The sequence below is a fragment of the Streptomyces sp. NPDC037271 genome, from assembly GCF_055603605.1.
The window spans coordinates 24564-50010 of record NZ_JBVJVN010000014.1; the positions used below are offsets into that span (position 1 = coordinate 24564).

20 protein-coding genes and 6 tRNA genes are annotated in these 25447 nt (G+C 70.5%); 12 read left to right on the plus strand and 14 right to left on the minus strand.

What is annotated here, in order from left to right; all coding sequences use genetic code 11:
* Positions 1-122: 122 nt before the first annotated feature.
* From ACZ7G3_RS22970 to ACZ7G3_RS22980, 3 genes are all read right to left on the minus strand, one after another.
* Positions 123-2405, minus strand: a complete 2283-nt coding sequence (locus ACZ7G3_RS22970; protein ID WP_470927985.1) for a DEAD/DEAH box helicase — start codon at positions 2403-2405, stop codon at positions 123-125.
* Between the two features lie 276 nt (positions 2406-2681).
* A complete protein-coding gene (locus ACZ7G3_RS22975) occupies positions 2682-3248 on the minus strand; it encodes a hypothetical protein (RefSeq protein ID WP_470927986.1) in 567 nt (188 codons plus the stop codon).
* 296 nt (positions 3249-3544) lie between these two features.
* Positions 3545-3895 carry a metallopeptidase family protein gene (locus ACZ7G3_RS22980; protein WP_426523027.1) on the minus strand — a complete coding sequence of 117 codons (351 nt, stop codon included), beginning with the start codon at positions 3893-3895 and terminating at the stop codon, positions 3545-3547.
* A 145-nt stretch (positions 3896-4040) separates the two neighbouring features.
* Between ACZ7G3_RS22980 and ACZ7G3_RS22985 the strand changes: the two genes are divergently transcribed.
* The 7 genes from ACZ7G3_RS22985 (at position 4041) to ACZ7G3_RS23015 (ending at position 10820) form a co-directional block, all read left to right on the plus strand.
* Complete coding sequence (locus ACZ7G3_RS22985) at positions 4041-5747, plus strand: metallophosphoesterase family protein (RefSeq protein WP_470927988.1); 1707 nt, start codon at positions 4041-4043, stop codon at positions 5745-5747.
* A gap of 80 nt (positions 5748-5827) precedes the next feature.
* Positions 5828-5900 (plus strand) — tRNA-Glu (locus ACZ7G3_RS22990).
* 36 nt (positions 5901-5936) lie between these two features.
* Positions 5937-6011: transfer RNA gene (locus tag ACZ7G3_RS22995), tRNA-Asp, on the plus strand.
* A gap of 24 nt (positions 6012-6035) precedes the next feature.
* Positions 6036-6109 (plus strand) — tRNA-Phe (locus tag ACZ7G3_RS23000).
* A 117-nt stretch (positions 6110-6226) separates the two neighbouring features.
* The gene (gene hrpA, locus ACZ7G3_RS23005; protein ID WP_470927990.1) at positions 6227-10177 is read left to right on the plus strand and encodes an ATP-dependent RNA helicase HrpA; all 3951 of its coding nucleotides are present in this window, start codon (positions 6227-6229) and stop codon (positions 10175-10177) included.
* A 93-nt stretch (positions 10178-10270) separates the two neighbouring features.
* Positions 10271-10345: transfer RNA gene (locus ACZ7G3_RS23010), tRNA-Asp, on the plus strand.
* A 280-nt stretch (positions 10346-10625) separates the two neighbouring features.
* Positions 10626-10820, plus strand: a complete 195-nt coding sequence (locus ACZ7G3_RS23015; RefSeq protein ID WP_426602021.1) for a DUF6274 family protein — start codon at positions 10626-10628, stop codon at positions 10818-10820.
* A gap of 454 nt (positions 10821-11274) precedes the next feature.
* On the opposite strand, the gene bldC is transcribed toward ACZ7G3_RS23015, so the two are convergent.
* Both bldC and ACZ7G3_RS23025 read right to left on the minus strand, forming a co-directional pair.
* Positions 11275-11481: a developmental transcriptional regulator BldC gene (gene bldC / locus ACZ7G3_RS23020; protein WP_003949541.1), complete on the minus strand. Its 207-nt coding sequence runs from the start codon at positions 11479-11481 to the stop codon at positions 11275-11277.
* Positions 11482-12014: 533 nt separating this feature from the next.
* A complete protein-coding gene (locus tag ACZ7G3_RS23025) occupies positions 12015-12866 on the minus strand; it encodes a DUF8083 family protein (protein ID WP_470927992.1) in 852 nt (283 codons plus the stop codon).
* A 241-nt stretch (positions 12867-13107) separates the two neighbouring features.
* Between ACZ7G3_RS23025 and ACZ7G3_RS23030 the strand changes: the two genes are divergently transcribed.
* Together ACZ7G3_RS23030 and ACZ7G3_RS23035 are read left to right on the plus strand one after the other, a co-directional pair.
* Entirely contained in the window at positions 13108-14202 is a 1095-nt protein-coding gene (locus tag ACZ7G3_RS23030) for a Leu/Phe/Val dehydrogenase (protein ID WP_470927994.1), read from the plus strand.
* 421 nt (positions 14203-14623) lie between these two features.
* The gene (locus tag ACZ7G3_RS23035; RefSeq protein ID WP_398134132.1) at positions 14624-14875 is read left to right on the plus strand and encodes a DUF3073 domain-containing protein; all 252 of its coding nucleotides are present in this window, start codon (positions 14624-14626) and stop codon (positions 14873-14875) included.
* A 186-nt stretch (positions 14876-15061) separates the two neighbouring features.
* On the opposite strand, the gene purM is transcribed toward ACZ7G3_RS23035, so the two are convergent.
* From purM to purS, 9 genes are all read right to left on the minus strand, one after another.
* A complete protein-coding gene (gene purM / locus ACZ7G3_RS23040) occupies positions 15062-16144 on the minus strand; it encodes a phosphoribosylformylglycinamidine cyclo-ligase (RefSeq protein WP_470927996.1) in 1083 nt (360 codons plus the stop codon).
* 52 nt (positions 16145-16196) lie between these two features.
* Positions 16197-17723 (minus strand): amidophosphoribosyltransferase, encoded by a 1527-nt coding sequence (gene purF, locus ACZ7G3_RS23045; RefSeq protein ID WP_426523020.1) that lies wholly within the window; start codon positions 17721-17723, stop codon positions 16197-16199.
* A 62-nt stretch (positions 17724-17785) separates the two neighbouring features.
* On the minus strand, positions 17786-18583 hold the full coding sequence (locus tag ACZ7G3_RS23050; RefSeq protein WP_470927999.1) for an META domain-containing protein: 798 nt from the start codon (positions 18581-18583) through the stop codon (positions 17786-17788).
* Between the two features lie 45 nt (positions 18584-18628).
* Positions 18629-19426, minus strand: a complete 798-nt coding sequence (locus tag ACZ7G3_RS23055; RefSeq protein WP_470928001.1) for a maleylpyruvate isomerase family mycothiol-dependent enzyme — start codon at positions 19424-19426, stop codon at positions 18629-18631.
* Between the two features lie 9 nt (positions 19427-19435).
* On the minus strand, positions 19436-20272 hold the full coding sequence (locus ACZ7G3_RS23060) for a M23 family metallopeptidase (RefSeq protein ID WP_470928002.1): 837 nt from the start codon (positions 20270-20272) through the stop codon (positions 19436-19438).
* A gap of 33 nt (positions 20273-20305) precedes the next feature.
* On the minus strand, positions 20306-20815 hold the full coding sequence (locus ACZ7G3_RS23065; protein WP_470928004.1) for an ArsR/SmtB family transcription factor: 510 nt from the start codon (positions 20813-20815) through the stop codon (positions 20306-20308).
* A 337-nt stretch (positions 20816-21152) separates the two neighbouring features.
* Complete coding sequence (purL, locus tag ACZ7G3_RS23070) at positions 21153-23411, minus strand: phosphoribosylformylglycinamidine synthase subunit PurL (protein ID WP_470928005.1); 2259 nt, start codon at positions 23409-23411, stop codon at positions 21153-21155.
* On the minus strand, positions 23408-24088 hold the full coding sequence (gene purQ, locus ACZ7G3_RS23075) for a phosphoribosylformylglycinamidine synthase subunit PurQ (RefSeq protein ID WP_426602012.1): 681 nt from the start codon (positions 24086-24088) through the stop codon (positions 23408-23410). Before purQ ends, purL begins: the two co-directional genes overlap by 4 nt.
* Complete coding sequence (gene purS / locus ACZ7G3_RS23080; protein ID WP_053133538.1) at positions 24085-24357, minus strand: phosphoribosylformylglycinamidine synthase subunit PurS; 273 nt, start codon at positions 24355-24357, stop codon at positions 24085-24087. The genes purQ and purS overlap by 4 nt, the downstream gene beginning before the upstream one ends.
* Before the next feature lie 340 nt (positions 24358-24697).
* On the opposite strand from purS, the gene ACZ7G3_RS23085 reads away from it, so the two are divergent.
* The 3 genes from ACZ7G3_RS23085 to ACZ7G3_RS23095 all read left to right on the plus strand — a co-directional run bounded on the left by ACZ7G3_RS23085 (position 24698) and on the right by ACZ7G3_RS23095 (position 25440).
* A complete protein-coding gene (locus tag ACZ7G3_RS23085; protein ID WP_398134142.1) occupies positions 24698-25015 on the plus strand; it encodes a histone-like nucleoid-structuring protein Lsr2 in 318 nt (105 codons plus the stop codon).
* A 200-nt stretch (positions 25016-25215) separates the two neighbouring features.
* A tRNA-Gly gene (locus tag ACZ7G3_RS23090) sits at positions 25216-25287 on the plus strand.
* Between the two features lie 80 nt (positions 25288-25367).
* Positions 25368-25440, plus strand: a tRNA-Gly gene (locus ACZ7G3_RS23095).
* Positions 25441-25447: the final 7 nt, after the last annotated feature.

Below are 25447 nucleotides of genomic sequence, written 5' to 3' on the forward strand. Positions count from 1 at the left end.
GGGACGGGACCGCTAGACCCCCCCCGCCCCCCCCCCCCCTCCCCCCCCCCCCCCCCCCCCCCCCCCCCCCCCCCCCCCCCGCGTTCAGACGTTCAGACGTTCAGACGTCCTGTCTTCAGGCGTCAGCCGTTGCGCTTCCAGCGCGGCTTGTCGTCACGGCGGCCGAAGGAGGAACCGCGGTGGTCGTCCCGACGGCCGTACGGGCGGTCGTGGCCGCCGGAGCGGAAGCCGGGGCGGTCGCCCTGGCGGTCGCGGTTGAACGGACGGTCGCTGCCGGGGCGGTCGCCCTGGCGGTCACGGTTGAACGGACGGTCGCTGCCGGGGCGGTCGCCCTGGCGGTCACGGTTGAACGGACGGTCGCTGCCCCGGTGTCCACCGCGGTCGCCGCCGCGGTCGTCACGGCGCTCGAACGAACGGCCACCACGGTCGCCACCGCGGTCGTCACGACGCTCGAACGAACGCCCGCCACGGTCGCCACCACGGTCGTCACGACGCTCGAACGAACGCCCGCCACGGTCGTCACGACGCTCGAACGAACGCCCGCCACGGTCACCGCCACGGTCGTCCCGGCGGAAGCCGCCACGGTCGCCACCGCGGTCGTCCCGGCGGTCGAAGGAACGGCCACCACGGTCGCCACCACGGTCGTCCCGGCGGAAGCCGCCACGGTCACCGCCACGGTCGTCCCGGCGGAAGCCGCCACGGTCGCCACCACGGTCGTCCCGGCGGAAGCCACCACGGTCGCCACCACGGTCGTCCCGGCGGTCGTCACGACGCTCGAAGGAACGGCCACCACGGTCGCCGCGGTCACCACGGTCGTAGGAACGGTCGCGGCCGTAGCCGCCGCTCCGCTCGGTCTTCTCCACGTCCCGCGCGCCCGGCTGCTCGGGCACCGAGACCTCGGCGTCGGCCTCGGACGCGGCGGCGGCCACCTCGGCCAGCACCGTCTCCGGGTCCTCGCCTCGCTCCCGCGCGACCCTGGCGACCAGCCGGTCCGCCTCCTCGCGCAGCTCGGTCGCGCGCCGCTGGGCCCGCTCCAGCTCCTTGTTGAGCTGGGCGACCTCGCGCTCGGCCTGCTGCGCCGCGTTGCCCGCGGACTCGGCCTGGACCTCGGTCATCGACCGGGCGCCGGTGATCTCGGCGACCTCCGGGTCGAAGGCCGCGCCGCCCTGGATGATGTGGCGCGCGGCGTCGACGCCCGCGTCCTCCATCAGACGGAAGATCTGGCGCCGCTGGTGCGGCAGGGAGAGGGAGACGACGGTGCCGGTACGGCCGGCGCGCGCCGTACGGCCGGCGCGGTGCAGGTAGTCCTTGTGGTCACCGGCCGGGTCCACGTTCAGGACCAGGTCGATGCCGTCGACGTGGATGCCTCGGGCGGCGACGTCGGTGGCGACCAGGACGTTGACGTACCCGTCCTTGAAGTCGGCCAGCGTGCGCGTACGAGCGCCCTGGGTCATGCCGCCGTGCAGCGCGTCGGCCTTCGCTCCGGCGTCGCGCAGCTGCTCGGCGACGCGGTCGGCGCCGAGCTGGGTGCGGACGAAGATGATGGTGCGGCCCTTGCGGGAGGCGATGGCCGCGGTGACCGGCGCCTTGTCCTTGGGCTTCACGACCAGGATGTGGTGCGACATGGTCGTCACGGCGCCCTGGGCGGCGTCGACCTCGTGGCTGACCGGGTCCTTCAGGTACCGGTCGACGAGGGTCTTGATCTCGTTTTCCATGGTCGCGGAGAACAGCATCCGCTGACCGCCCGCCGGAACCTGGTCGAGGAGCTCGGTGACCTCGGGCATGAAGCCCAGGTCGGACATCTGGTCCGCCTCGTCGAGGACGGCGATCTCCACGTTCTCCAGGGAGCAGGCGCCGCGCTTGATGATGTCGCGCAGACGGCCCGGGGTGGCGACGAGGACGTCGACGCCGCGCTCCAGGGCGTAGATCTGGTTGCCCATGGAGGTGCCGCCGCACACGACCTTCATCTTCAGCCCGAGGACGTCCCCGTACGGCTGGAGCGCGTCCGCGACCTGCATGGCCAGCTCACGGGTCGGCGTCAGGATGACGGCGCGGGGCTTGTGCTTCTCGGTGCGGCCGCCGGCCAGCGTGGCCAGGGTCGGCAGACCGAAGGAGAGGGTCTTGCCGGAGCCGGTGCGGCCCCGGCCGAGGATGTCCTTGCCGGCCAGGGCGTCCGGGATGGTCGCGGCCTGGATCGGGAAGGGAGCGGTCACGCCGTTCTGCGCGAGCTTGCGCACGATGCCCTCGGGCAGGCCGAGCGAGGCGAAGGTGACCTCGGGAGCGGCGGCCTCTACGGCCTCCGTCCCGGTCTCCTCGACCGCCTCGGCGATGTCGGGGGTGTCGGGGGTGTCGGGGGTGTCGGCGTTCTCGGGCACGACGACGTGATCAGTACTGATGATGGACATGCGAATGCGAAACCTTCCGGAGTCTCTCAGTCGGCACGCGCCCGTCAACTCCGTGAATCGCGATTCGCAATACGACCGCCTCAATGCGGTCCACCACGGCAAGGGAGAGAGTACGCGCCACACGGCGCGCTCTGCGGTGGCGCCGGGCAAATGGGATCAGACGATCTACTACCATACGCACCCCGTACCTCTGAAGGCAAACCGGTTAGCACACGCCCAGCTCAGCGGGGGTGCCGACCCGCGCGTCCGCCGGGCCCCCGGACCGCCCCGGCGGCCCTACACCGGTGCCCCCGCCTCGGGGGCCGGCTCCCGCTGCGCCAGCTGGGTCCCCGGAGGCTCGTGCGCCGACGAGGAGGGCTCCGCCACCGTCGGCTCCGGCGTCGGGGAAGCGGGCGGCTCGGCGGTCGGTGTCGGCTGCGGCTCGACCGTCCGGGTGGGCTCCGCGGGCGGCGGAGCGGTGGGGGCCGGTTCGTCGTCCCCGCCCTTCCCCGGCGGGGGCCCGGCCGGGTGTACGGGCGCCGGGGCCGAGGGCGAGGCGTCCTTGCCCTTGCCGCCCTCGCCCTTGTTCCGGCCCTTGTCCTTGTCCTTGCCCTTGCCGTCGCCCTTGCCCTTCTCCCCCTTCCCCCGCCCGCGCCCCTCGTCGGCCGCCGCCGCGCCGTGCCCGGCGGTGCCGCCCGACACCTCGGGGCCACCCCCGGACACCTCGCCGTCCCGTTCACCGGCGGAGTGCGACGGCCTGACGCCCCCATCGGACACGTCGTCGCCGACGCTCATGCAGCCGGCGGCGGCGGCGACGGCCACGGCCGTGACGGCCAGACGGACGGGTACGTACAAGGGGCGCACGGGCGGCCACCTCCGGGGGTCAAGGAGTCACCGTGCCCAACTCTCTTCACCCACAAGAGGACACGCGCCGCGCGCCGCGGACCTTGACCCGAGCGCGTCACCCGTACCCGGAGGAGTCACCCGTACCCGGAGGAGTCACCCGCGCCCGAGCGCGTCACCCGCGCCCGGAGGCATCCCCCGCACCCGAGAAGCGCGCCCAAGCGGCTCACCCGCACAGGTAAGCGCACCCAAGGGGCTCACCCGTCCCCGGAAGGCCCACCCGGAAGGCGCACTCGGGAAGGCCTACCCCGAGAGGCTCACCCGTACCCCAGGGCGTGCAGCCGCTCGTCGTCGATCCCGAAGTGGTGCGCGATCTCGTGGACCACCGTCACCTCGGTCTCCGCGACGACGTCCTCGCGCGACTCGCAGAACCGCAGCGTCGGCCCCCGGTAGATGGTGATCCGGTCCGGCAGCACACCCGCGTACCACTCCCCGCGCTCCGTCAGCGGCGTCCCCTCGTACAGCCCGAGCAGCTCGGGATCGTCGGCCGGCGGTTCGTCCTCGACGAACACCGCGACGTTGTCCATCAGCCGCGTCAGTTCCGGCGGGATCCGGTCCAGGGCCTCGGCGACCAGTTCCTCGAACTCCTCGCGCGTCATCTCCAGCACAGGCCCATTGTCGGGTACGACCGTGGAGTACGACACAGCCGTTCCGCAGGCGCCCCCTCGCGCTTCACGCCGCGTCACCACCACCGTCCGGCAGCCGGAGGCCGCCGCCCGCATACCCGCCCCGGGCCTTGGGCATACGGGACCAATGGCCCGCGTCCCCGCCGCAGCCCTGCACGCCCTGGCCGAGGTGATGAACCCCATCCGCCCCCTTCGCAACGCCTCACACGCCCTCACCCGCCGCCGCCCCGCCCGCCGGGCGTCCACGGCGGCCGGCCTCACCCCCCGCCCGCGCCCCTGGACCCGCGCCGCCGGTCTCGTCGCCGTCGTCCTGCTCGGCGCCTGGCTGGGCCTGCTGGTCGTGGGCGACGTCCGCGTCCCGGTCGGCCCCATGAACACGACGATGACCCTGCGCCCGTCCGTCGCGGGCGGCACGAAGATCAACGTCTCGCCGCTGGGCGCCCTCCAGCTCGACAGCCACGTCGCCCCGGTCCGCCTCGACGTCAACGTCGACCAGCTCGACCCCGGCCGCGCCCAGGCCCTCGTCGATCACCCCGAACGCCTCTCCGGCCTCCAGGACGAGGTCGCGCAGGACGTCGGACGCGGCACCCTCGACCTCGCCGTCCGCTCCTGCGTCGCCGTCGTCACCGGCGCCACCGCCCTCGGCCTCGCCGTCTACCGACGCCCCCGGCCCGCCCTCGCGGCCGGCGGCCTCGCCCTCACCCTCCTGGTCGCCTCCGGCGGCACCGCGTACGCGACCTGGAACCCCGACTCCGTGCTCGAACCGAGGTTCTCCGGACTGCTCTCCTCCGCGCCCTCCCTCGTCGGCGACGCGCGCAGCATCGTCACGGAGTTCGACGTCTACCAGAAGGAGCTGGCCCGCCTGGTCACGAACGTGACCAAGCTCTACGACGCCACCTCCACGCTCCCCGCCTACCAGCCCGACCCGACCACGCTCCGCGTCCTGCACGTGTCCGACATCCACCTGAACCCGGCGAGCTGGAAGATCATCGCCTCGCTGGTGGAGCAGTACAAGGTCAACGTGATCGTCGACTCCGGCGACACGATGGACCACGGCACCGCGGCGGAGAACGGCTTCCTCGACCCCATCGAGGACCTCGGCGCCCCGTACGTCTGGGTCCGCGGCAACCACGACTCCCGCGTCACCCAGGAGTACCTGAAGGGCCTGAAGAACGTGCACGTCCTGGACGACGGCCGGGCCCGGACCGTCGCCGGCCTGCGCTTCGCCGGCATCGGCGACCCGCAGTTCACCCCCGACCGCTCCAGGCCGGAGGGCGCCGAGGCCTCCCAGGAACTCGCCGGCGCCCGGCTGGCCTCCGCCCTGCGCGACCAGCGCGCGGCCGGTACCCCCGTGGACGTCGCCGTCGCCCACGAGCCGTCGGCGGCCCGCGAGGTGGACGGCGAGGTGCCGCTGGTGCTCGCCGGTCACGTCCACCGCGAGGACATGGAGGTCATGAAGTACGGCACCCGCCTGCGCATCGAGGGCTCCACCGGCGGCAGCGGCCTGCGCGCGGTCGAGGGCGAGTACCCCGACCCGATCCAGGCGTCGATCCTCTACTTCGACCGGGACAGCCGGCGCCTCCAGGCCTGGGACGAGATCAAGCTCGGCGGCCTGGGCCTGTCGACGGCGGAGGTCAGCCGCCACCTGCCCAAGGAGAACCAGCCCGGCGCGACCCCCTCCCCGACGGGCACCGGCCCGTCCCCCACCGGCACGGGCCGCTCCCCCGCCGGCCCGTCCCCCACCGGCACGGGCCGCTCCCCCGCCGGCCCGGGACCCACCGGCAGGGGCCCCACCGGTGCCGCTTCGACCAGCCCGTCCCCCAGCCCGCCGTAAACCGTTTTGGCGATACCTCTCGCCATCCCATATGCTTCTCACGTCCCCGACGCGCTGAGAAGCGCCCAGGCGGGCCGATAGCCCTCATCGTCTAGCGGCCTAGGACGCCGCCCTTTCAAGGCGGTAGCACGGGTTCGAATCCCGTTGGGGGCACGCAGTACGGTGTGCGACACTGTCGTACACGAGCTTGGTCCTGTGGAGCAGTTTGGAGTGCTCGCCACCCTGTCAAGGTGGAGGCCGCGGGTTCAAATCCCGTCAGGACCGCTGAGGTTTCACGTGAAACCTCGCGGCTGGGTAGCTCAGTTGGTACGAGCGATCGCCTGAAAAGCGATAGGTCGCCGGTTCGACCCCGGCCCCAGCCACATGCGACCCCCGTCGAGATCATCGACGGGGGTTTTGTGTTGCGCGAGGGACGGCCGGCTCGACCGGACGGAAATCGTTCGCCACGAAATTGGCGGGGATGAGATCCTGGAATCCGTATGTCTACGCACCCCGCCCCCGCCCTCGGCGCCCTCGCACCCCGGCTGACCGAGCTGTCCCTGCGCGACTCGCACCGGCTCGGTCGGAGGCTCGAGGGTGCGCGGAAGATCCGTAAGCCGGAGGCCCGCGCCGCCGTTCTCGCCGAGATCGAGGCGGAGGTGGCCAAGGCCGAGCAGCGCATCGGTGAGCGCCGGGCCCGCGTGCCCGCCGTCAGCTATCCCGAGCAACTGCCCGTCAGCCAGAAGAAGGACGTGATCGCGGAGGCCATCCGTGATCACCAGGTCGTCATCGTCGCCGGTGAGACGGGGTCCGGGAAGACCACCCAGATCCCGAAGATCTGTGTCGAGCTGGGCCGCGGTGTGCGCGGCATGATCGGGCACACCCAGCCGCGAAGGATCGCCGCGCGTACCGTCGCCGAGCGGGTGGCGGACGAGCTGGACACCCCGCTCGGTGAGGCCGTCGGCTGGAAGGTGCGGTTCACCGACCAGGTGAACCCGGACGCCACCTTCATCAAGCTGATGACGGACGGCATCCTGCTCGCCGAGATCCAGACCGACCGCGAGCTGCGCGCCTACGACACGATCATCATCGACGAGGCCCACGAGCGGTCCCTCAACATCGACTTCCTGCTGGGCTACCTCGCCCAGCTGCTGCCGAAGCGGCCGGACCTCAAGGTCGTCATCACCTCGGCGACCATCGACCCCGAGCGTTTCTCCCGGCACTTCGGCGACGCCCCGATCATCGAGGTCAGCGGGCGGACGTATCCCGTGGAGGTGCGCTACCGGCCGCTCCTCGAAGAAGACGGTGACGACGCCGACCGGGACCAGATCACCGCGATCACCGACGCCGTCGAGGAGCTGATGGGAGAGGGCAAGGGCGACATCCTCGTCTTCCTCTCCGGTGAGCGGGAGATCCGGGACACCGCGGACGCGCTGGAGAAGAAGAAGTACAGATTCACCGAGGTACTGCCGCTGTACGCGCGGCTTTCGCACGCCGAGCAGCACCGCGTCTTCCAGCAGCACACCGGACGGAGGATCGTGCTGGCGACCAACGTCGCCGAGACCTCCCTCACCGTCCCGGGCATCAAGTACGTCATCGACCCCGGCTTCGCCCGGATCTCCCGGTACAGCCACCGCACCAAGGTGCAGCGGCTGCCGATCGAACCGATCTCGCAGGCCAGCGCCAACCAGCGCAAGGGCCGTTGCGGGCGGACCAGCGACGGCATCTGCATCCGGCTGTACTCCGAGGACGACTTCGACGCCCGCCCGGAGTTCACGGACGCGGAGATCCTCCGCACCAACCTCGCCTCCGTCATCCTGCAGATGACCGCGGCCGGCCTCGGCGACATCGAGAAGTTCCCCTTCATCGACCCGCCGGACCACCGCAACATCCGTGACGGTGTGCAGCTCCTCCAGGAGCTGGGCGCGCTCGACCCCGCGCAGAAGGACGTACGGAAACGGCTCACGGACACCGGGCGGAAGCTGGCCCAGCTGCCCGTGGACCCGCGGCTGGCCCGGATGGTGCTGGAGGCCGACAAGAACGGCTGCGTCCGCGAGGTCATGGTCATCGCGGCGGCGCTGTCGATCCAGGACCCGCGGGAGCGCCCGGCCGAGAAGCAGGCGCAGGCCGACCAGCAGCACGCCCGTTTCAAGGACGAGACCAGCGACTTCCTGGCATTCCTGAACCTCTGGCGGTACGTCCGGGAGCAGCAGAAGGAACGGGGCTCGTCGTCCTTCCGCCGGATGTGCAAGCAGGAGTACCTCAACTTCCTGCGGATCCGCGAGTGGCAGGACATCTACACGCAGCTGCGCACGGTCGCCAAGCAGATGGGCCTCCATCTCAACGACGACGACAACGCCGCGCCGGACGACCGTGTGCACGTGTCGCTGCTGGCGGGACTGCTCTCCCACGTCGGCATGAAGGACGTGAAGGAGGGTGCGAAGAACGAGTACCTGGGCGCCCGCAGCGCCAAGTTCGCGATCTTCCCGGGTTCGGCGCTCTTCAAGAAGCCCCCGCGTTTCGTGATGTCCGCCGAGCTGGTGGAGACCTCCCGCCTCTGGGCCCGTGTCAACGCGAAGATCGAGCCGGAGTGGGTGGAGCCGCTCGCCGGACACCTCCTCAAGCGCACGTACAGCGAGCCGCACTGGGAGAAGGACCAGGCGGCCGTGATGGCCTACGAGAAGGTCACGCTGTACGGCGTACCGATCGTGGCCCAGCGCAAGGTGAACTACGGACGGATCGATCCCGAGGCCAGCCGCGAGCTTTTCATCCGCAACGCCCTGGTCGAGGGCGACTGGCGTACGCACCACAAGTTCTTCGCCGACAACCGCCGGCTGCTGACCGAGGTCGAGGAGCTGGAGCACCGCGCGCGGCGCCGGGACATCCTGGTCGACGACGAGACGCTGTTCGACTTCTACGACCAGCGGGTACCCGAACACGTCGTCTCGGGTGCGCACTTCGACTCGTGGTGGAAGCACAAGCGGCACGAGCAGCCGGACTTCCTCGACTTCGAGCGCGAGATGCTCATCAACGAGAAGGCGGGGGCGGTCACCAAGGACGACTACCCGGACTCCTGGCGTCAGGGGCCGCTGAAGTTCCGCGTGACCTACCAGTTCGAGCCGGGCGCGGACGCCGACGGTGTGACCGTCCACGTTCCGCTCCACGTGCTCAACCAGGTCAGCGGCGAGGGCTTCGACTGGCAGATCCCGGGACTGCGGGAGCAGGTCGTCACGGAGCTGATCCGTTCCCTTCCCAAGCCGATCCGCCGCCACTACGTACCGGCCCCGAACTACGCGCAGGCGTTCCTGGAGCGGGCCGTGCCCCTTCAGGAGCCGTTGACGGTGACCATGGCGCGGGAGCTGAAGCGCATGGTGGGGGTGCCGTTCGACGCCGAGGACTTCGACTGGGCCAAGGTGCCCGACCATCTGAAGATCACTTTCCGGATCGTCGACGAGCGGCGCCGCAAGCTGGCCGAGGACAAGGACCTGGAGGCCCTGAAGCTCCGGCTGAAGCCGAAGGCGCGCAAGGCCCTCTCCCAGGCCGCGGCGGCCACCGCCGAGCGCAGCGGCGGCGAGTCCCTGGAGCGTGCCGGGCTGACGGACTGGACGATCGGCACGCTGTCCCGGGTCTTCGAGACGCGCCGGGCCGGTCAGCCGGTGAAGGCGTATCCGGCGCTGGTCGACGACGGCGACACGGTTTCCGTACGCCTCTTCGACACCGAGGCCGAGCAGGCGCAGGCGATGTGGAAGGGCACGCGCCGGCTGATCCTGCGCAACATCCCGGTCAATCCGGCGAAGTTCGCGTCCGAGAAGCTGACCAACCAGCAGAAGCTGGGCCTGTCGGCGAATCCGCACGGGACGATCCAGGCCCTGTTCGACGACTGCGCGACGGCGGCGGCGGACCGGCTGATCGCGGACTTCGGCGGGCCGGCGTGGGACGAGGAGTCGTACCGGAAGCTCTACGACAAGGTCCGCGCGGAGATCGTCGACACGACCGTCCGCACCGTGGGCCAGGTGCAGCAGGTCCTGGCCGCCTGGCAGGCCTGCGAACGCCGCCTGAAGGCCGTGCGGAGCCCCGCGCTGCTGGCGAACCTGCAGGACGTGCGGGGGCAGTTGGACGCGCTGGTGAAGCCCGGATTCGTCACGGAGGCGGGGATCGGACGGCTGCCGGACCTGATGCGCTACCTGGTCGCCGCCGACCGTCGGCTGCAGCAGATGCCGACCGGCGTCCAGCGGGACACGTCCCGGATGGAGAAGGTCCACGAGATGCGGGACGAATACGCGTGGCTGCTGGAGCAGATGCCCCAGGGCCGGCCGGTCCCGCAGCAGGTCCTGGACGTCCGCTGGATGATCGAGGAGCTCCGGGTCAGCTACTTCGCGCACGCGCTGGGCACGGCGTACCCCGTCTCCGACAAGCGGATCGTGAAGGCGATCGACGCGCTCGCGCCGTAACGGGACCCGCACGGAGGGTGAGTTCGACCCGGGGGCTCGCCCTCCTGTAGAGTCTCTTCTCGCAGCGCAACGCAGAAAAGCGCGGCAAAACCTGGTCCTGTGGAGCAGTTTGGAGTGCTCGCCACCCTGTCAAGGTGGAGGCCGCGGGTTCAAATCCCGTCAGGACCGCAGCGGAGAAGGCCCGCATCTCATCGATGCGGGCCTTCTCCTTGTCCCTCGCCTTCCCCCGAGGCACCCGCCACCGGGTACGGCCCGCCCCGTCAGGACCGCGGCGAGGACGTCCGCCCATCCATCGGCACGGACCTCCGCTCACGCGCCTCTCCCACCCCGGGCGCACCTCCTCCCCCCGAAAAGCGCTCAGCGGCCCTCTGACGGCCTTGACGGCGTCACATTCACTCGGTACTCCAAAGACAGGGCACGTTCTCCGTGTGGCCCCTGGAGGTGGCGTATGGCGGCATCGGTCAGGCACGAGACGCGGGCCCTACTCCGCGCGCACCTGTCGGCCGCGTCGTCGTACGGCCATCTGACGCGCCACTGCCCGATCTGCCACCGGCTGCTGCGACTGGCGCTGGACTCGCCCGCCACACAGTCCCCTACGGGCCGTCAGGAGGCCGCCGGAGAGGGGAGCACGTCCACCACGTGAAGGCCGCCGGCCCCAACACCCTTGCCACGCCGACCTACTGGAGCCCGCGCCTCCTCTAGCGCAGATGTGCCGACGCCAACAAGCGTCGCGCCATGTGACGGGTGTCACTGTATGAGATTTTGAAACGGTGGCACTTACGACTCCCCTACAACTGGTCAATTTAATATGTGCAATTGCACTGCCCTCCGCAGTGCGCACACAGCGGATCCGACAGCCCTCCCCAGACTCCGACAAGGCCGCTCACAGGACCCGCCCGCAGCCCACCGGCCGGACACAGGATCGGACACGGGCCGGACACGGGACCTGACACAAAAAAGATCGCGCTGGACCCGGCGGAGTCCAGCGCGATCCACGACGCACCCCTGTTGGGGCAGGAACGGCGCCGCTTGAAGCTGTGGTTCCGAGCAGCTGGGCAGATTGGGGGATCCGCCGTTTTGCCCGGTTATTCAGTTGTTCAGGCCTCGCTGCGCTGCTGCGGAATGCCCGCGAGCAGAGCGCGGACCTCGGCTTCGCGGTAGCGGCGATGCCCGCCGAGCGTGCGGATCGACGTGAGCTTGCCGGCCTTCGCCCAGCGCGTGACCGTCTTCGGGTCGACGCGGAACATGGTGGCGACCTCAGCCGGGGTCAGCAGCGGCTCGGCATCAGGGGTGCGAGCGGTCATGAGCGGCCTCCTCGGGAGAACCGAACCTTCTCGGTTCTTTCCTCTAAATTCTGCACCTTGACCCGCGTTGCCCGAAATGGCGGACGCGAGTCGAGTCGGTTATAGGACGAACGGCTTGTCCTCGGCACTACAACTACACCATCTGTCCAGCCGCGTCGGCCAAACCGATGGAATTGCCCTCCCAGGTGTTCATCAGCGACGGAAGCCGATGGACCATGCCATAGCGGACAGTCACGCCACTGTGACGATCAGTCACAGTGGCGTGCAGGAGTCACCAGACCCCCCAAAGCGTGCAATGCTGAGATTCCACCCACAGTGCACCACAGCAGGACGGAAGGAGCCCTCCCCGGGCCCCTTGTCCTATTTTGGCACGAGGAGGGGGAAGCGGCGCAAGAGTGCTGTACGTGCAGTCCGTCACGCTTGACGCTTACGCCCGGATCGGGACCTACGTCCCTTGTTGACAAAACATCAGCCCACACCGGGCGGGTGTCGGATCGGAAGACGAAACCCCACATCGGGCGGTACGTCAAACGTCAGTTCGCCGACCGCCGGTCCCGCACCGCCCGCCAGCGCTCCACGAGCCGCCCGTACGCGGCCCCCGCCGTCACCCCGTCGCCGCGGCGCAGCGCGTCGATGCCCTCGGCCACGTCGGCCGCGGAGTGGTCGTCCTCCAACTCGCCGGCCGGCAGGGCGTGCACGAGTCCGCCGTAGTCGAGTTCCACCAGCGAGCGCGGGTGGAACTCCTCCAGCCAGCGCCCGACGTCCACCAGGCCGTCGATGAGCGGCCCCTCGTCCATGGCCTCCTTCAGGGCCCGCAGGCCCCGGGCCACCCTCCGGCGGGCCTGCGCCATCGGGGTCCGGTAGCGCAGCACCGGCGCGGCCGCCTCTTCGCCGTCCCCGCCCTTGTCGTACTCCCGCTCCGCGTCGGAGACCAGCACGAACCAGTTGATCGGGACCTGCCAGGTCGCGGTGCGGATCCAGGGGCGGGCGTCGGGGTTGCGCTCCAGCCAGCGCTCGTAGTCCTGGGCGGTCTGGCGGCGTACGACCGGCGGGAGCAGGGCGTCCAGCACCGGTTCCGGGAAGTCCTCGGCCAGTTCCCCCAGGGCCTGCCAGCCGCGCAGCCGGGTCCGCCAGGGGCAGACGCAGACCACGCCGTCGACCTCGGCCACGAAGGCGTCGGCGCTCTCGTGCACCGGCACCGCCACGGGCGGGGTGGGCAGCAGATCGGTCAGGGAGCGGCGGAGTTCGTCCTGGTAGGAGGGCAGGTCGGTGCGGTGGGCGTAGCGGGTCCAGTGGCCCCGCTCCTCCTCCGGGAAGGCCGCCAGCGGCTCGTACACACGCAGGTACGCCGCGTACGGGACGATCACCGAGGACACCTTGGGCACGCCTGCTCCCTCCCCCGCACGCCGCCGCGAAAACCCGCGGGAGCGGATCACGGGCGCGCGGGAACCCTGCGAATCGTCGCACCTCCGTACTCCGTGCGGAGGTGATCCTGAGCACTGTGCGGCGGACGGGCGCCCCCAGGCTCTAATCTCATGCCAAAGTCCCCGCCGCCCCATTCCGCCAAAAGCGGGGGGACCCACGGGGACCGTCACCACCCGCCGCACCTACACAGGAGTCACCACCGTGACCGACGTAACCGGCGCACCTGCTGATGTACTGCACACCCTGTTCCACTCGGACCAGGGGGGACATGAGCAAGTCGTGCTCTGCCAGGACCGTGCCAGCGGCCTCAAGGCCGTCATCGCCATCCACTCCACCGACCTGGGCCCCGCGCTCGGCGGTACGCGCTTCTACCCGTACGCGAGCGAGGCGGAGGCCGTCGCCGACGCGCTGAACCTCGCGCGCGGGATGTCGTACAAGAACGCCATGGCCGGCCTCGAGCACGGCGGCGGCAAGGCCGTGATCATCGGTGATCCGGAGCAGATCAAGAGCGAGGAGCTGCTCCTCGCCTACGGCCGGTTCGTCGCCTCGCTCGGCGGCCGGTACGTCACCGCCTGCGACGTCGGCACCTACGTCGCCGACATGGACGTCGTGGCGCGCGAGTGCCGCTGGACGACCGGCCGCTCCCCCGAGAACGGCGGGGCGGGCGACTCCTCCGTGCTCACCTCCTTCGGCGTCTACCAGGGCATGCGGGCCGCCGCCCAGCACCTGTGGGGCGACCCGACGCTGCGCGACCGCACCGTCGGCATCGCGGGCGTCGGCAAGGTCGGCCACCACCTGGTCGAGCCCCTGCTCGCCGAGGGCGCGCACGTCGTCATCACGGACGTGCGCAAGGACGTCGTGCGGTCCATCACCGAGCGGCACCCGTCGGTGATCGCCGTCGCCGACACCGACGCGCTGATCCGGGTCGAGAACCTGGACATCTACGCGCCCTGCGCGCTCGGCGGCGCGCTGAACGACGACACCGTGCCGGTGCTGACCGCCAAGGTGGTGTGCGGCGCGGCCAACAACCAGCTCGCCCACCCGGGTGTGGAGAAGGACCTCGCCGACCGCGGGATCCTCTACGCGCCGGACTACGTGGTGAACGCCGGCGGTGTCATCCAGGTCGCCGACGAGCTGCACGGTTTCGACTTCGACCGGTGCAGGGCGAAGGCCGCGAAGATCTACGACACCACGCTGGCCATATTCGCACGTGCGAAGGAGGACGGTATTCCGCCGGCCGCCGCGGCCGACCGGATCGCCGAGCAGCGGATGGCGGAGGCCCGTACCCGGCGCTGAGCGCACGCTCACCGCGCGCCGACCCGACGGTGATCCGACAGCGAGCCGACTGCGGTCCAGCCGCGATCCGACGGTGATCCGGCAGTGATCCGGCCGTGTTCGGCGGTGATCACGCGCGGGTTCGGGGAAGGTTCTTCGAATGTTTGAGCGGTACCCGCCGGGGCCCGGTTGGAGAGAACTCTCACTTATCCCGGCGGGTCGAGCGTCGAAAGGTGGTTAAAATCGCCGTTGACCAGCGAGGACGGGGCGCCTCGAAGGTCCTGGGCGTGGCCACGTCCTACGGGCGACGTACCGTATGGGCGTGGGCTCAGGTACCGTGGAAGCCCTACGGACCGGTCTCTCCACGGAGAGCCCGTTCCGGACCATGAACGCGTGTCAAGACTCTGGGGCCGTCGAGCCCCGTCGTTGAGGGGGTCGAGCCATGGGGCGCGGCCGGGCCAAGGCCAAGCAGACGAAGGTCGCCCGCCAGCTGAAGTACAACAGCGGTGGGACTGATCTCTCCCGCCTGGCCGAGGAGCTGGGCGCATCGCCGTCGAATCCGCAACCGCCTAACGGCGAGCAATTCGAGGACGATGAGCAGGACGATGACGTGTACGCACGGTACGCCGACCTCTATGAGGACGACGACCAGGACGAGGACGGCCAGTCCCCGCAACAGCGACGCGGCGCTTGACCCTGCACTGAACACTCACCCGGTCGGTGACTCACGTCACCGACCGGGTTCTGTGCTACCACCCGTACGGTCGTCGGGTTGTGCGCTGCCCGAACGGTCGTCGGGTTCTGTGCTGCCCGTACGGCCGTCGGGTTCTGCGCTGCCCGTACGGCCGCCGGGTTCTGTGCCATGTGCACGGCCGTGGCCTCAGGCGGCGTAGTCGCCGACGAGAGCCGCGCCCGTCTCGTGGTCGCCGCGGTCGGTGATCTCGCCTGCCACCCAGGCGTCCACGCCGCGGTCGGCCAGGGTCGCCAGGGCCACGTCCGTCGACTCCTCCGGGACGATGGCGATCATGCCCACGCCCATGTTGAGGGTCTTCTCCAGCTCCAGGCGCTCCACCCGGCCCGTCGTGCCGACGAGGTCGAAGATCGCGCCCGGGGTCCAGGTGGAGCGGTCGACGACGGCGTGCAGGCCGTCGGGGATCACTCGGGCCAGGTTGGCGGCGAGTCCACCGCCGGTGACGTGGCTGAAGGCGTGGACCTCGGTGGTGCGCGTGAGGGCCAGGCAGTCCAGGGAGTAGATCTTGGTGGGCTCCAGCAGCTCCTCGCCGAGGGTGCGGCCGAGGCCGTCGAGGTGCGCGTCCAGGGACAGGCCGCCCTCGTTCAGCAGGACGTGGCGGACGAGCGAGTACCCGTTCGAGTGAAGTCCGGAGGCCGCCATGGCGACGACCGCGTCACCCGCGCGGATGCGATCGGCGCCCAGCAGCCGGTCGGCCTCCACGACACCCGTACCCGCGCCGGCGACGTCGAAGTCGTCCGCGCCGAGCAGGCCGGGGTGCTCGGCGGTCTCGCCGCCCACCAGGGCGCAGCCGGCCAGTACGCAGCCCTCGGCGATGCCCTTGACGATGGCGGCGACACGCTCGGGGTGGACCTTGCCGACGCAGATGTAGTCGGTCATGAAGAGCGGCTCGGCGCCGCACACCACGATGTCGTCCATGACCATGGCGACCAGGTCGTGGCCGATGGTGTCGTAGACGCCGAGCTGCCGGGCGATGTCGACCTTGGTGCCGACGCCGTCCGTGGCGGAGGCGAGCAGGGGGCGCTCGTAGCGCTTGAGGGCGGAGGCGTCGAAGAGGCCGGCGAAACCGCCGAGGCCGCCGAGGACCTCGGGGCGCCGCGTCTTCTTCACCCACTCCTTCATGAGCTCGACGGCGCGGTCGCCCGCCTCGATGTCCACACCTGCAGTTTTGTAAGAGGCTGCGGCGTTGCTGGCACCAGTTGTGTCAGGCATGACGATGAGAACCTTCGTGTCGTACGGCGGGGAGGGCCTGGGAGGCGGACGGCTACGGGCGACGGATGGCGTCGGTGGCGGCCGTACCGGCGGGCCCGGCGGCCAGCTCGGTCTCCAGGAGCTGCTTGCCGAGCAGCTCGGGGTCGGGGAGCTCCATCGGGTACTCGCCGTCGAAGCAGGCGCGGCACAGGTTCGGCTTGGCGATGGTGGTCGCCTCGATCATGCCGTCGATGGAGATGTACGCCAGGGAGTCGGCGCCCATGGAGGTGCCGATCTCCTCGACACTCATGCCGTTGGCGATGAGCTCGGCGCGGGTCGCGAAGTCGATGCCGAAGAAGCAGGGCCACTTCACGGGCGGGGACGAGATCCGGATGTGGACCTCGGCGGCGCCGGCCTCGCGGAGCATGCGGACCAGGGCCCGCTGGGTGTTGCCGCGGACGATGGAGTCGTCCACGACGACCAGCCGCTTGCCCTTGATGACTTCCTTCAGGGGATTCAGCTTCAGGCGGATGCCGAGCTGGCGGATGGTCTGCGAGGGCTGGATGAAGGTGCGGCCGACGTAGGCGTTCTTCACCAGGCCGGCGCCGAACGGGATACCGGAGGCCTCGGCGTAGCCGATGGCGGCGGGGGTGCCGGACTCCGGGGTCGCTATGACGAGGTCCGCCTCGGCGGGGGCCTCCTTCGCCAGCTTGCGGCCCATCTCGACGCGCGAGAGGTAGACGTTGCGGCCGGCGATGTCGGTGTCCGGGCGGGCCAGGTACACGTACTCGAAGACACAGCCCTTGGGCTTCGCTTCCGCGAATCGGGAAGTGCGCAGGCCGTTCTCGTCGATGGCGACGAACTCGCCCGGCTCGATCTCGCGGACGTAGGAGGCGCCGCAGATGTCGAGGGCGGCGGACTCGGAGGCGACGACCCAGCCGCGCTCCAGCCGGCCGAGGACCAGGGGGCGGATGCCCTGCGGGTCACGGGCGGCGTAGAGGGTGTGCTCGTCCATGAAGACGAGGCTGAAGGCACCGCGCACCTGGGGCAGCACCTTGCCGGCCGCCTCCTCGATGGTCAGCGGCTTGCCGTCGTCGTCGACCTGGGCCGCGAGGAGCGCGGTCAGCAGGTCGGTGTCGTTGGTCGCCGCGACCCGCGTGGAGCGTCCGTCCTGCTTGGGCAGGTCGGCGACCATCTCGGCGAGCTGGGCGGTGTTGACGAGGTTGCCGTTGTGCCCGAGCGCGATGGAGCCCTGGGCGGTGGCACGGAACGTCGGCTGGGCGTTCTCCCACACGGAGGCACCGGTGGTCGAGTAGCGGGCGTGACCGACCGCGATGTGACCCTGGAGCGAACCGAGAGAGGTTTCGTCGAAGACCTGGGAAACCAGGCCCATGTCCTTGAAGACGAGGATCTGGGAGCCGTTGCTGACCGCGATTCCCGCGGATTCCTGGCCCCGATGCTGGAGGGCGTAGAGCCCGAAGTACGTGAGCTTTGCGACCTCTTCGCCCGGAGCCCAGACACCGAAGACGCCGCAAGCGTCCTGGGGGCCCTTCTCGCCGGGAAGCAGATCGTGATTGAGTCGACCGTCACCACGTGGCACGCCTCCGAGTGTAGGCGAGGTCGACCACTGGTCCGAATTGGGGACAGGGGCTCACGCGTGGCTCACTGCTCGGCGACGGCCCGGACGGTGTCGCCGTCCTTGCTGGTCAGCGTGAGGATTTCATGATCGATGCGGTACTCGATCCGGTCGCCGAAGAAGCGCAGTATCCGCTTCTCGGCGTCCATGAGTGAACCTTCGCACATCATTCGGGTGGTGGAGGGGGTGCCGAGGGTGATATGTCCGTCGCGGACAGTGGCCTCGGCGTTGACGTGGTTGCAGGGCAGGCGGCCGGCGACGGTCTTCGCGTCGCGGTCGAAGGTGAGGTGCGTGCCGCCCTCCCGGCCGGGCATCGTGACGGTCCACTTCGTGCCGTGCAGGGGCGCGTCCTCCTGCCTGCTGAGCTCGACCGTGTCGCCGCCGGCGGTGGTCAGGGTGAGCCGTTCGCCCCGGGTCCTGGCGGTGAGTTCGGCGTCGAGGGCGCGGCCGAGCGACTTCTCGAAGCCGGCGGGCGTGTCCGCGCAGCCCTTCTCGGTGAACACGGCGTCGCTGAGCCGGACGCGCTCGCCGTCGACGTCGGCGCGGGCGCTGAAGGTGTTGCAGCCGGTGCTGCCGGACGCCTCACCGCGGTCGTCGATCCGGACCCGCGCGGAGGCGGGCGCCTGGTGGGTGGTGCCGTCCACGGTGACGGAGTCGATGCTCCACCGGACGCCGGTGACGGACTCGCCCGCGCCGACGGAGCCACTGCCGCCGTCGGCCCGCTCGCTGCCGCAGGCCGCCGCGAGGGGGACGAGCACGGCGACGGCGGCCACGGTCAGGGACAGGGTCTGGGTCTTGCTGCGCTGCTGCTTCTGCCGGTACATGCCGATCCGACGGAGGAGCGGAGGGTCTGGTTCCCCTCCGCCCGCTCAGCTGAGCAACGGCAGCAGTTCTCCGAGGTCGGCCCGCTCCCCGCTCGCGCTCACCTGCGCGTCGTCCACGGCGTCCTTCCAGGCCAGCCGCCCGGTCGCCAGGCGGACCCAGGTCAGCGGGTCGGTCTCGACGACGTTGGGCGGGGTACCGCGAGTGTGCCGGGGGCCCTCGACGCACTGCACGACGGCGTACGGCGGGATCCGCACCTCCGTCGAGCCGCCCGGCGCCTTCACGGCGAGCGCGTCGGCCAGCAGCCGGGTCGCGGCGGCCAGCGCCTGCCGGTCGTACGGGATGTCGAGGCCGGGCACGGCGTCGTTCAGGTCGCCGGTGTGGACGACCAGCTCGACGGTGCGGGTGACGACGTAGTCGGCGAGCGGCAGGGCACCGGCGCCGGTGGGCAGCAGCCTGCTGCCCGGCTGGGCGTCGAGGCGTTCGGTGAAGCGCCGCTCGACGTCGGCGAGGTGGGCGTCGAGGTCCGGGTGCTCCGCCGCCAGTCCGCGGGCGGTCGCGGCGACGGCGTCCGCGTCGGCGGCGATCGCGAACGGCCAGTCGAGCAGCCGCCCGTCCTGCCGCGCGGGCTCGGGCTCCCCGAGCAGCCGGTCCACGGCCGTCAGCGCCGCCCCGACGTGCGCGACCAGCTCCCGCACGGTCCACTCCCCGAGCCGCGTCGGCAGCGCGAGCTGCTCGGGGGTGAGAGTACGGACGGCCGCCCGTACGCTGCCGAACTGGGCGAGCACGGCGGTGCGGGTGCGGGCGGGGTCGTAGGCGCGGGGGCGTTTTCTGGCCGGGGGCATGGGGTGAGCCTATGCGGGTGCGGTCGTCGGCGAAGGCGCGTCGAACATCTCGCCGTTGCGGGGGACCCCGATGCCGCGCCAGGTGAAGGGAACGCCCCGGGCGGTGTCCGGGTCGGGGCCGTCCATCAGCTGGAAGTGGACGTGCGGCTCGGTGGAGTTGCCGGAGTTGCCGCACCGGGCGAGCATCTGCCCGGCCCGCACCCGGTCGCCCTCGCGGACGGCGAACGAACCGCGCCGCACGTGGGCGTACATCGCGTACGTGCCGCCGCCGAGGTCCAGCACCAGATGGTTGCCGACGATCCGGCGGACCCCGCCCATCTCGCGGACCGAGCCCTCGACGAGCATCAGGTACAGCAGCGCGGGCAGTGAGTTGCGGCTCAGGTGGTCGCGCTGGGTGTCGTCGGTCCGGACGACCGTGCCGTCGGCCACCGCGAGCAGGGGTGCGCCGAACGCCGGGAAGTGGTGGTTGCGGCGGGCGATCGGCCACAGGACGCGGAAGCCGGGACGGGCGCCGGGCTCCGGCTCGGCGACGAGGTCGATGGCGAAGGTCTGGCCGTAGGCGTGGGTGCCGTGACTCGGGGTGCGGTCGGCGGGGCCGTTCAGCGCGGACCAGCGGCCGGTGACGGGCGGACCCACCTCGACGGGCTCCCGGGCGACCCGCGGGGCGTCGGGGGTGCCGCCGCCCCTCCGGTTGACGACGGCGATCAGGACGTAGGCCAGGACGAGCGGCAGGAAGTTCCACCACCACGGGTACCCGAAGCCGAAGACGATGTGGGCGGTCACCAGGGCCAGGAAGCCCAGTTGCAGTGCCCGGAAAGCGATCATGGCCAACTTGCGTGCGGACATGGTTCCCCCTTGGTCGGACCTGGTTCGGACCGGTCAGCCCCGGGCCGCCGACAGCGCCACCAGCAGCGGTACGACCCGCCCCGGCGGCACCTCGTGGCGGCCCCGGCCGGTGGTGTGCAGCCAGCCGGCGCCGGTGAGCTGGCGGAGGTGGTGGTAGATCTGGCCGGTCGTGCCCACCTCGTCCAGCTCGGCCAGCTCTGCGGCGGTGCGCCGGCCGCCGAGAATCTCGCGCAGCAGCCGGAGCCGGACGGGATGGCCGAGTGCCGCGAACGCCTCCGCCGCCTCCGTCCAATCGGCGTCCAGCAGCCCTTCGGTCAGAGCGCCGTACTGACATTCGTACCGCTCACCGGTAGGCAGGCGGACGGCGCCGGTGAACAGGACGCCGCCGTCGGCCGCCCCCTCCCCCGCCTCGGCGAGCTGGGCCTTCAGCCCTTCCAGGGCCCAGAAGTCACCCTCCGAGAGGCGGGGCGCGGGCCGGTCGGCGGCTTCCAGGGCGGCGAGGCGCCGTTCGAGGTCGGTTACGCGTCGTTCCAGTTGCTCCACTCGTCCGAGAGTACGTAATTACGTAATCACATGCAAGAGCGAGACGCGCAAGGCCAGTCACCCGTACGTGTGTCCGGCCGGGAAAACCGCACGCGGAGCGCCGCGGGACTCCTGCGCGGTCACGGTGCACAGCTCCCCGGACCGGCGGGTCGGCGGCTACCGCGACGTCCGTGTCGCGAAGTTCGGGGGGCGGTCGCCCTCCCCGACCCGATGGGCATCGAGCTCGACACGGAGATCCTCAAGAACTACGTCCGCTGAAGCGACGAGAACGGCGAGGTCCCGCCCGGAACCGACCGGACGGGACCTCGGCTCGTACTCGTACGGACTCCCGCGACCGCTACGCGAGCAGCGCCGGGATCGTCTCCTCGTGCGCCGTGCGCAGTTCGGCCAGGGACAGCGAGAACTCGCCCTGGACCTCCACCGCGTCACCGTCCACGACACCGATGCGGGTGGCCGGCAGGCCCCGGGCGCCGCACATGTCGTTGAAGCGGAGCTCCTCCGAGCGCGGGACGGCGACGACCGCGCGGCCCGCCGACTCCGAGAAGAGGAAGGTGAAGGCGTCCAGGCCGTCCGGTACGACCAGACGCGCGCCCTTCCCGCCGAGCAGCGCCGACTCGACGACCGCCTGGACCAGACCGCCGTCGGACAGGTCGTGCGCGGAGTCGATCATGCCGTCGCGGGAGGCGGAGATCAGGATCTCGCCGAGGAGGCGTTCCCGCTCCAGGTCGACCTTGGGCGGCAGGCCGCCGAGGTGGTCGTGGATCACCTGGGACCAGGCCGAGCCGCCGAACTCCTCACGCGTGTCGCCGAGGAGGTACAGCAGCTGGCCGTCCTCCTGGAAGGCGACCGGCGTGCGGCGGGCCACGTCGTCGATGACGCCGAGGACCGCGACCACCGGGGTCGGGTGGATGGCGGCCTCGCCCGTCTGGTTGTAGAGGGAGACGTTGCCGCCGGTCACCGGGGTGCCGAGCTGCTGACAGCCGTCGGCCAGGCCGCGCACGGCCTCCGCGAACTGCCACATGACCGCCGGGTCCTCGGGCGAGCCGAAGTTCAGGCAGTCGGAGACCGCGAGGGGCTTGGCGCCGGTCGTGGCGACGTTGCGGTAGGCCTCCGCGAGGGCCAGCTGGGCGCCCGTGTACGGGTCGAGCTTGGCGTAGCGGCCGTTGCCGTCGGTGGCGATGGCGACGCCGAGGCCGGACTCCTCGTCGATGCGGATCATGCCGGAGTCCTCGGGCTGGGCGAGAACGGTGTTGCCCTGCACGAAGTGGTCGTACTGCTGGGTGATCCACTGCTTGGACGCCTGGTTGGGGGAGGCGACCAGCTTCAGGACCTGGTCCTTCAGCTCGTCGGACGTCTCCGGCCGGGGCAGCTTGTTCGCGTCGTCGGCCTGGAGCTCGTCCTGCCAGGACGGGCGGGCGTAGGGGCGCTCGTAGACCGGGCCCTCGTGCGCGACCGTGCGCGGGTCTACGTCGACGATCTTGCCGCCGTGCCAGTAGATCTCCAGGCGGTCGCCGTCGGTCACCTCACCGATGACGGTGGCGATGACGTCCCACTTCTCGCAGATCTCCAGGAAGCGGTCGACCTTGCCGGGCTCGACGACCGCGCACATGCGCTCCTGCGACTCGCTCATGAGGATTTCCTCGGGCGAGAGGGTCGAGTCGCGCAGGGGGACGTCGTCGAGGGTGACGCGCATGCCGCCGGAGCCGTTCGACGCCAGCTCGGACGTGGCGCAGGACAGGCCCGCGGCGCCCAGGTCCTGGATGCCGACGACCAGCTTCTCCTCGAAGGCCTCCAGGGTGCACTCGATGAGGAGCTTCTCCTGGAAGGGGTCGCCGACCTGGACGGCCGGGCGCTTGGAGGGCTTGGCGTCGTCGAAGGTCTCGGAGGCCAGGATCGACGCGCCGCCGATGCCGTCGCCGCCGGTGCGGGCGCCGTAGAGGATGACCTTGTTGCCCGTGCCGGACGCCTTGGCGAGGTGGATGTCCTCGTGCCGCATGACGCCGATGGCACCGGCGTTGACCAGCGGGTTGCCCTGGTAGCAGGCGTCGAAGACGACCTCGCCGCCGATGTTGGGCAGGCCCAGGCAGTTGCCGTAGCCGCCGATGCCGGCGACGACGCCCGGGAGGACGCGCTTGGTGTCGGGGTGGTCGGCGGCGCCGAAGCGCAGGGGGTCGACCACGGCGACGGGCCGCGCGCCCATCGCGATGATGTCGCGGACGATGCCGCCGACGCCCGTGGCCGCGCCCTGGTAGGGCTCGACGTAGGAGGGGTGGTTGTGCGACTCGACCTTGAAGGTGACCGCGTAGCCCTGGCCGACGTCGACGACACCGGCGTTCTCGCCGATGCCGACGAGCATCGCGTCGGACTCGGGGGCCTTCTCGCCGAACTGGCGCAGGTGGACCTTGCTGCTCTTGTACGAGCAGTGCTCGGACCACATGACGGAGTACATGGCCAGCTCCGCCCCGGTGGGGCGGCGGCCGAGGATCTCCACGACCTTCTCGTACTCGTCCTTCTTCAGGCCCAGTTCGGCCCAGGGCAGCTCGACGTCGGGGGTCGCGGCCGCGTGTTCGACCGTGTCCAGAGGCGTCCGGCTCATGCGTTGACCAGCTTCTTGAGGATCGAGGTGAAGAACGGGAGGCCGTCGGTGCGGCCGGTGCCGATCAGCGGCTCGACGGCGTGCTCGGGGTGCGGCATGAGGCCGACGACGTTCCCGGCGGCGTTGGTGATGCCGGCGATGTCGTTGAGCGAGCCGTTGGGGTTGACGTCGAGGTAGCGGAAGGCGACGCGGCCCTCGGCCTCCAGCTCGTCCAGCGTGCGCCGGTCGGCGACGTAGCGCCCGTCCATGTTCTTCAGCGGGATGTGGATCTCCTGGCCCGCGCTGTAGTCGCTGGTCCAGGAGGTGTCCGCGTTCTCCACCCGCAGCTTCTGGTCGCGGCAGATGAAGTGCAGGTGGTCGTTGCCCAGCATGCCGCCGGGGAGCAGGTGCGCTTCGGTGAGGATCTGGAAGCCGTTGCAGATGCCGAGGACGGGCAGCCCGGCCTTGGCCTGGTCGATGACGGTGTCCATCACCGGCGAGAAGCGCGCGATGGCGCCGGCGCGCAGGTAGTCGCCGTAGGAGAAACCACCGCAGAGCACCACGGCGTCGACCTGCTTGAGGTCCTTGTCCTTGTGCCAGAGGGCGACGGGTTCGGCGCCGGCGACGCGGATCGCGCGCTGCGTGTCCCGGTCGTCGAGACTGCCGGGGAAAGTGACGACGCCAATACGAGCGGTCACTTCACGGCCCCCGCGACTACGTCATCGGACTCGACCTTGACGGTGAAGTCCTCGATCACGGTGTTGGCGAGGAAGGATTCCGCAAGATCGTGGATGCGGGCGAGGGCGGCGTCGTCGACCGGCCCGTCCACTTCCAGTTCGAATCGCTTTCCCTGACGTACGTCCGAGATCCCCTCGAAACCCAGCCGCGGCAGTGCGCGCTGCACCGCCTGGCCCTGGGGGTCGAGGATCTCCGGCTTGAGCATGACGTCGACTACGACGCGTGCCACTGGCACTCCCGGTGTGTGGTGCTGAGCAGGTCCCTTCAGACTACCCGTACAAATTTTCTACGCGCGTAGCCTTGGAGGAAACTACGTGAGCCCTGTCACGATCGGGTATCGGGGGGAGGTGGCCACGAAAAGCTTCGGGAAAGATCCCGGATCGATCCTGGACGCCTATTGCGCGGAGGACACGCGGAGAGATTTAGTCGGGCTTCCCAATGCAATGCCGGGCACTGTACAAATGAAATGTCATTAGCCGATACTTTGCCCAATTACAGGCGAACAGTCGGCATCATCGCGGCGTCTTGGCACGTCATGGCGGAGATGCCGCACGAAGGGACCGATATTCGTGGCGCAGCGTGTCGTAGTCACTCTCTTTGACGACATCGACGGCTCGGAAGCGGCGGAGACGATCGCCTTCGGTGTCGACGGCCGGATGTACGAGATCGACCTGAACGAAACCAATGCCCGGGAACTGCGCAAGGCGCTCGAGCCGTACGTGTCGGCCGGCCGCAAGCGGTCGCGTTCCGGCAAGGCGTACCGGCAGACGGAGGTCGCCCCCGACCCGGCTGCGGTCCGGGCCTGGGCGCAGGCGAACAAGATGGACGTGCCCGCGCGGGGCCGGATCCCGAAGAAGGTGTACGAGGCGTTCGCCGAGGCGCAGTGAGCCCGCCTCGGGCCCACCCCGACGCACGGCACGCGGTCAGCCGTTCCGTGCGGCCGGGGTGGCCGGCCGCTCCTCGGCTGCTCCCTCGGCGGCCGCTCTACCGCCCCTCGCGGCAACCGACTTGCGCAGCACCCCGGGTGATCAGCTAAAGTCTGGAGCACGCCGAGGGGCGGGGCCGAAAAGCCCAGCTCACGGAACATGCGGGTGTAGTTCAGTAGTAGAACATCCTCCTTCCAGGAGGAAGGCGCAGTGTGCAATTCCTGTCACCCGCTCTGCATCGCCGTACCGATCACGCAAGTCGATCAGGTAAGCTGGTGCTCGCACCGATCGGTGAAGGCCGGTCGGGGGCAATGCGGACGTAGCTCAGCTGGTAGAGCGCAACCTTGCCAAGGTTGAGGTCGCGAGTTCGAACCTCGTCGTCCGCTCGGGAAT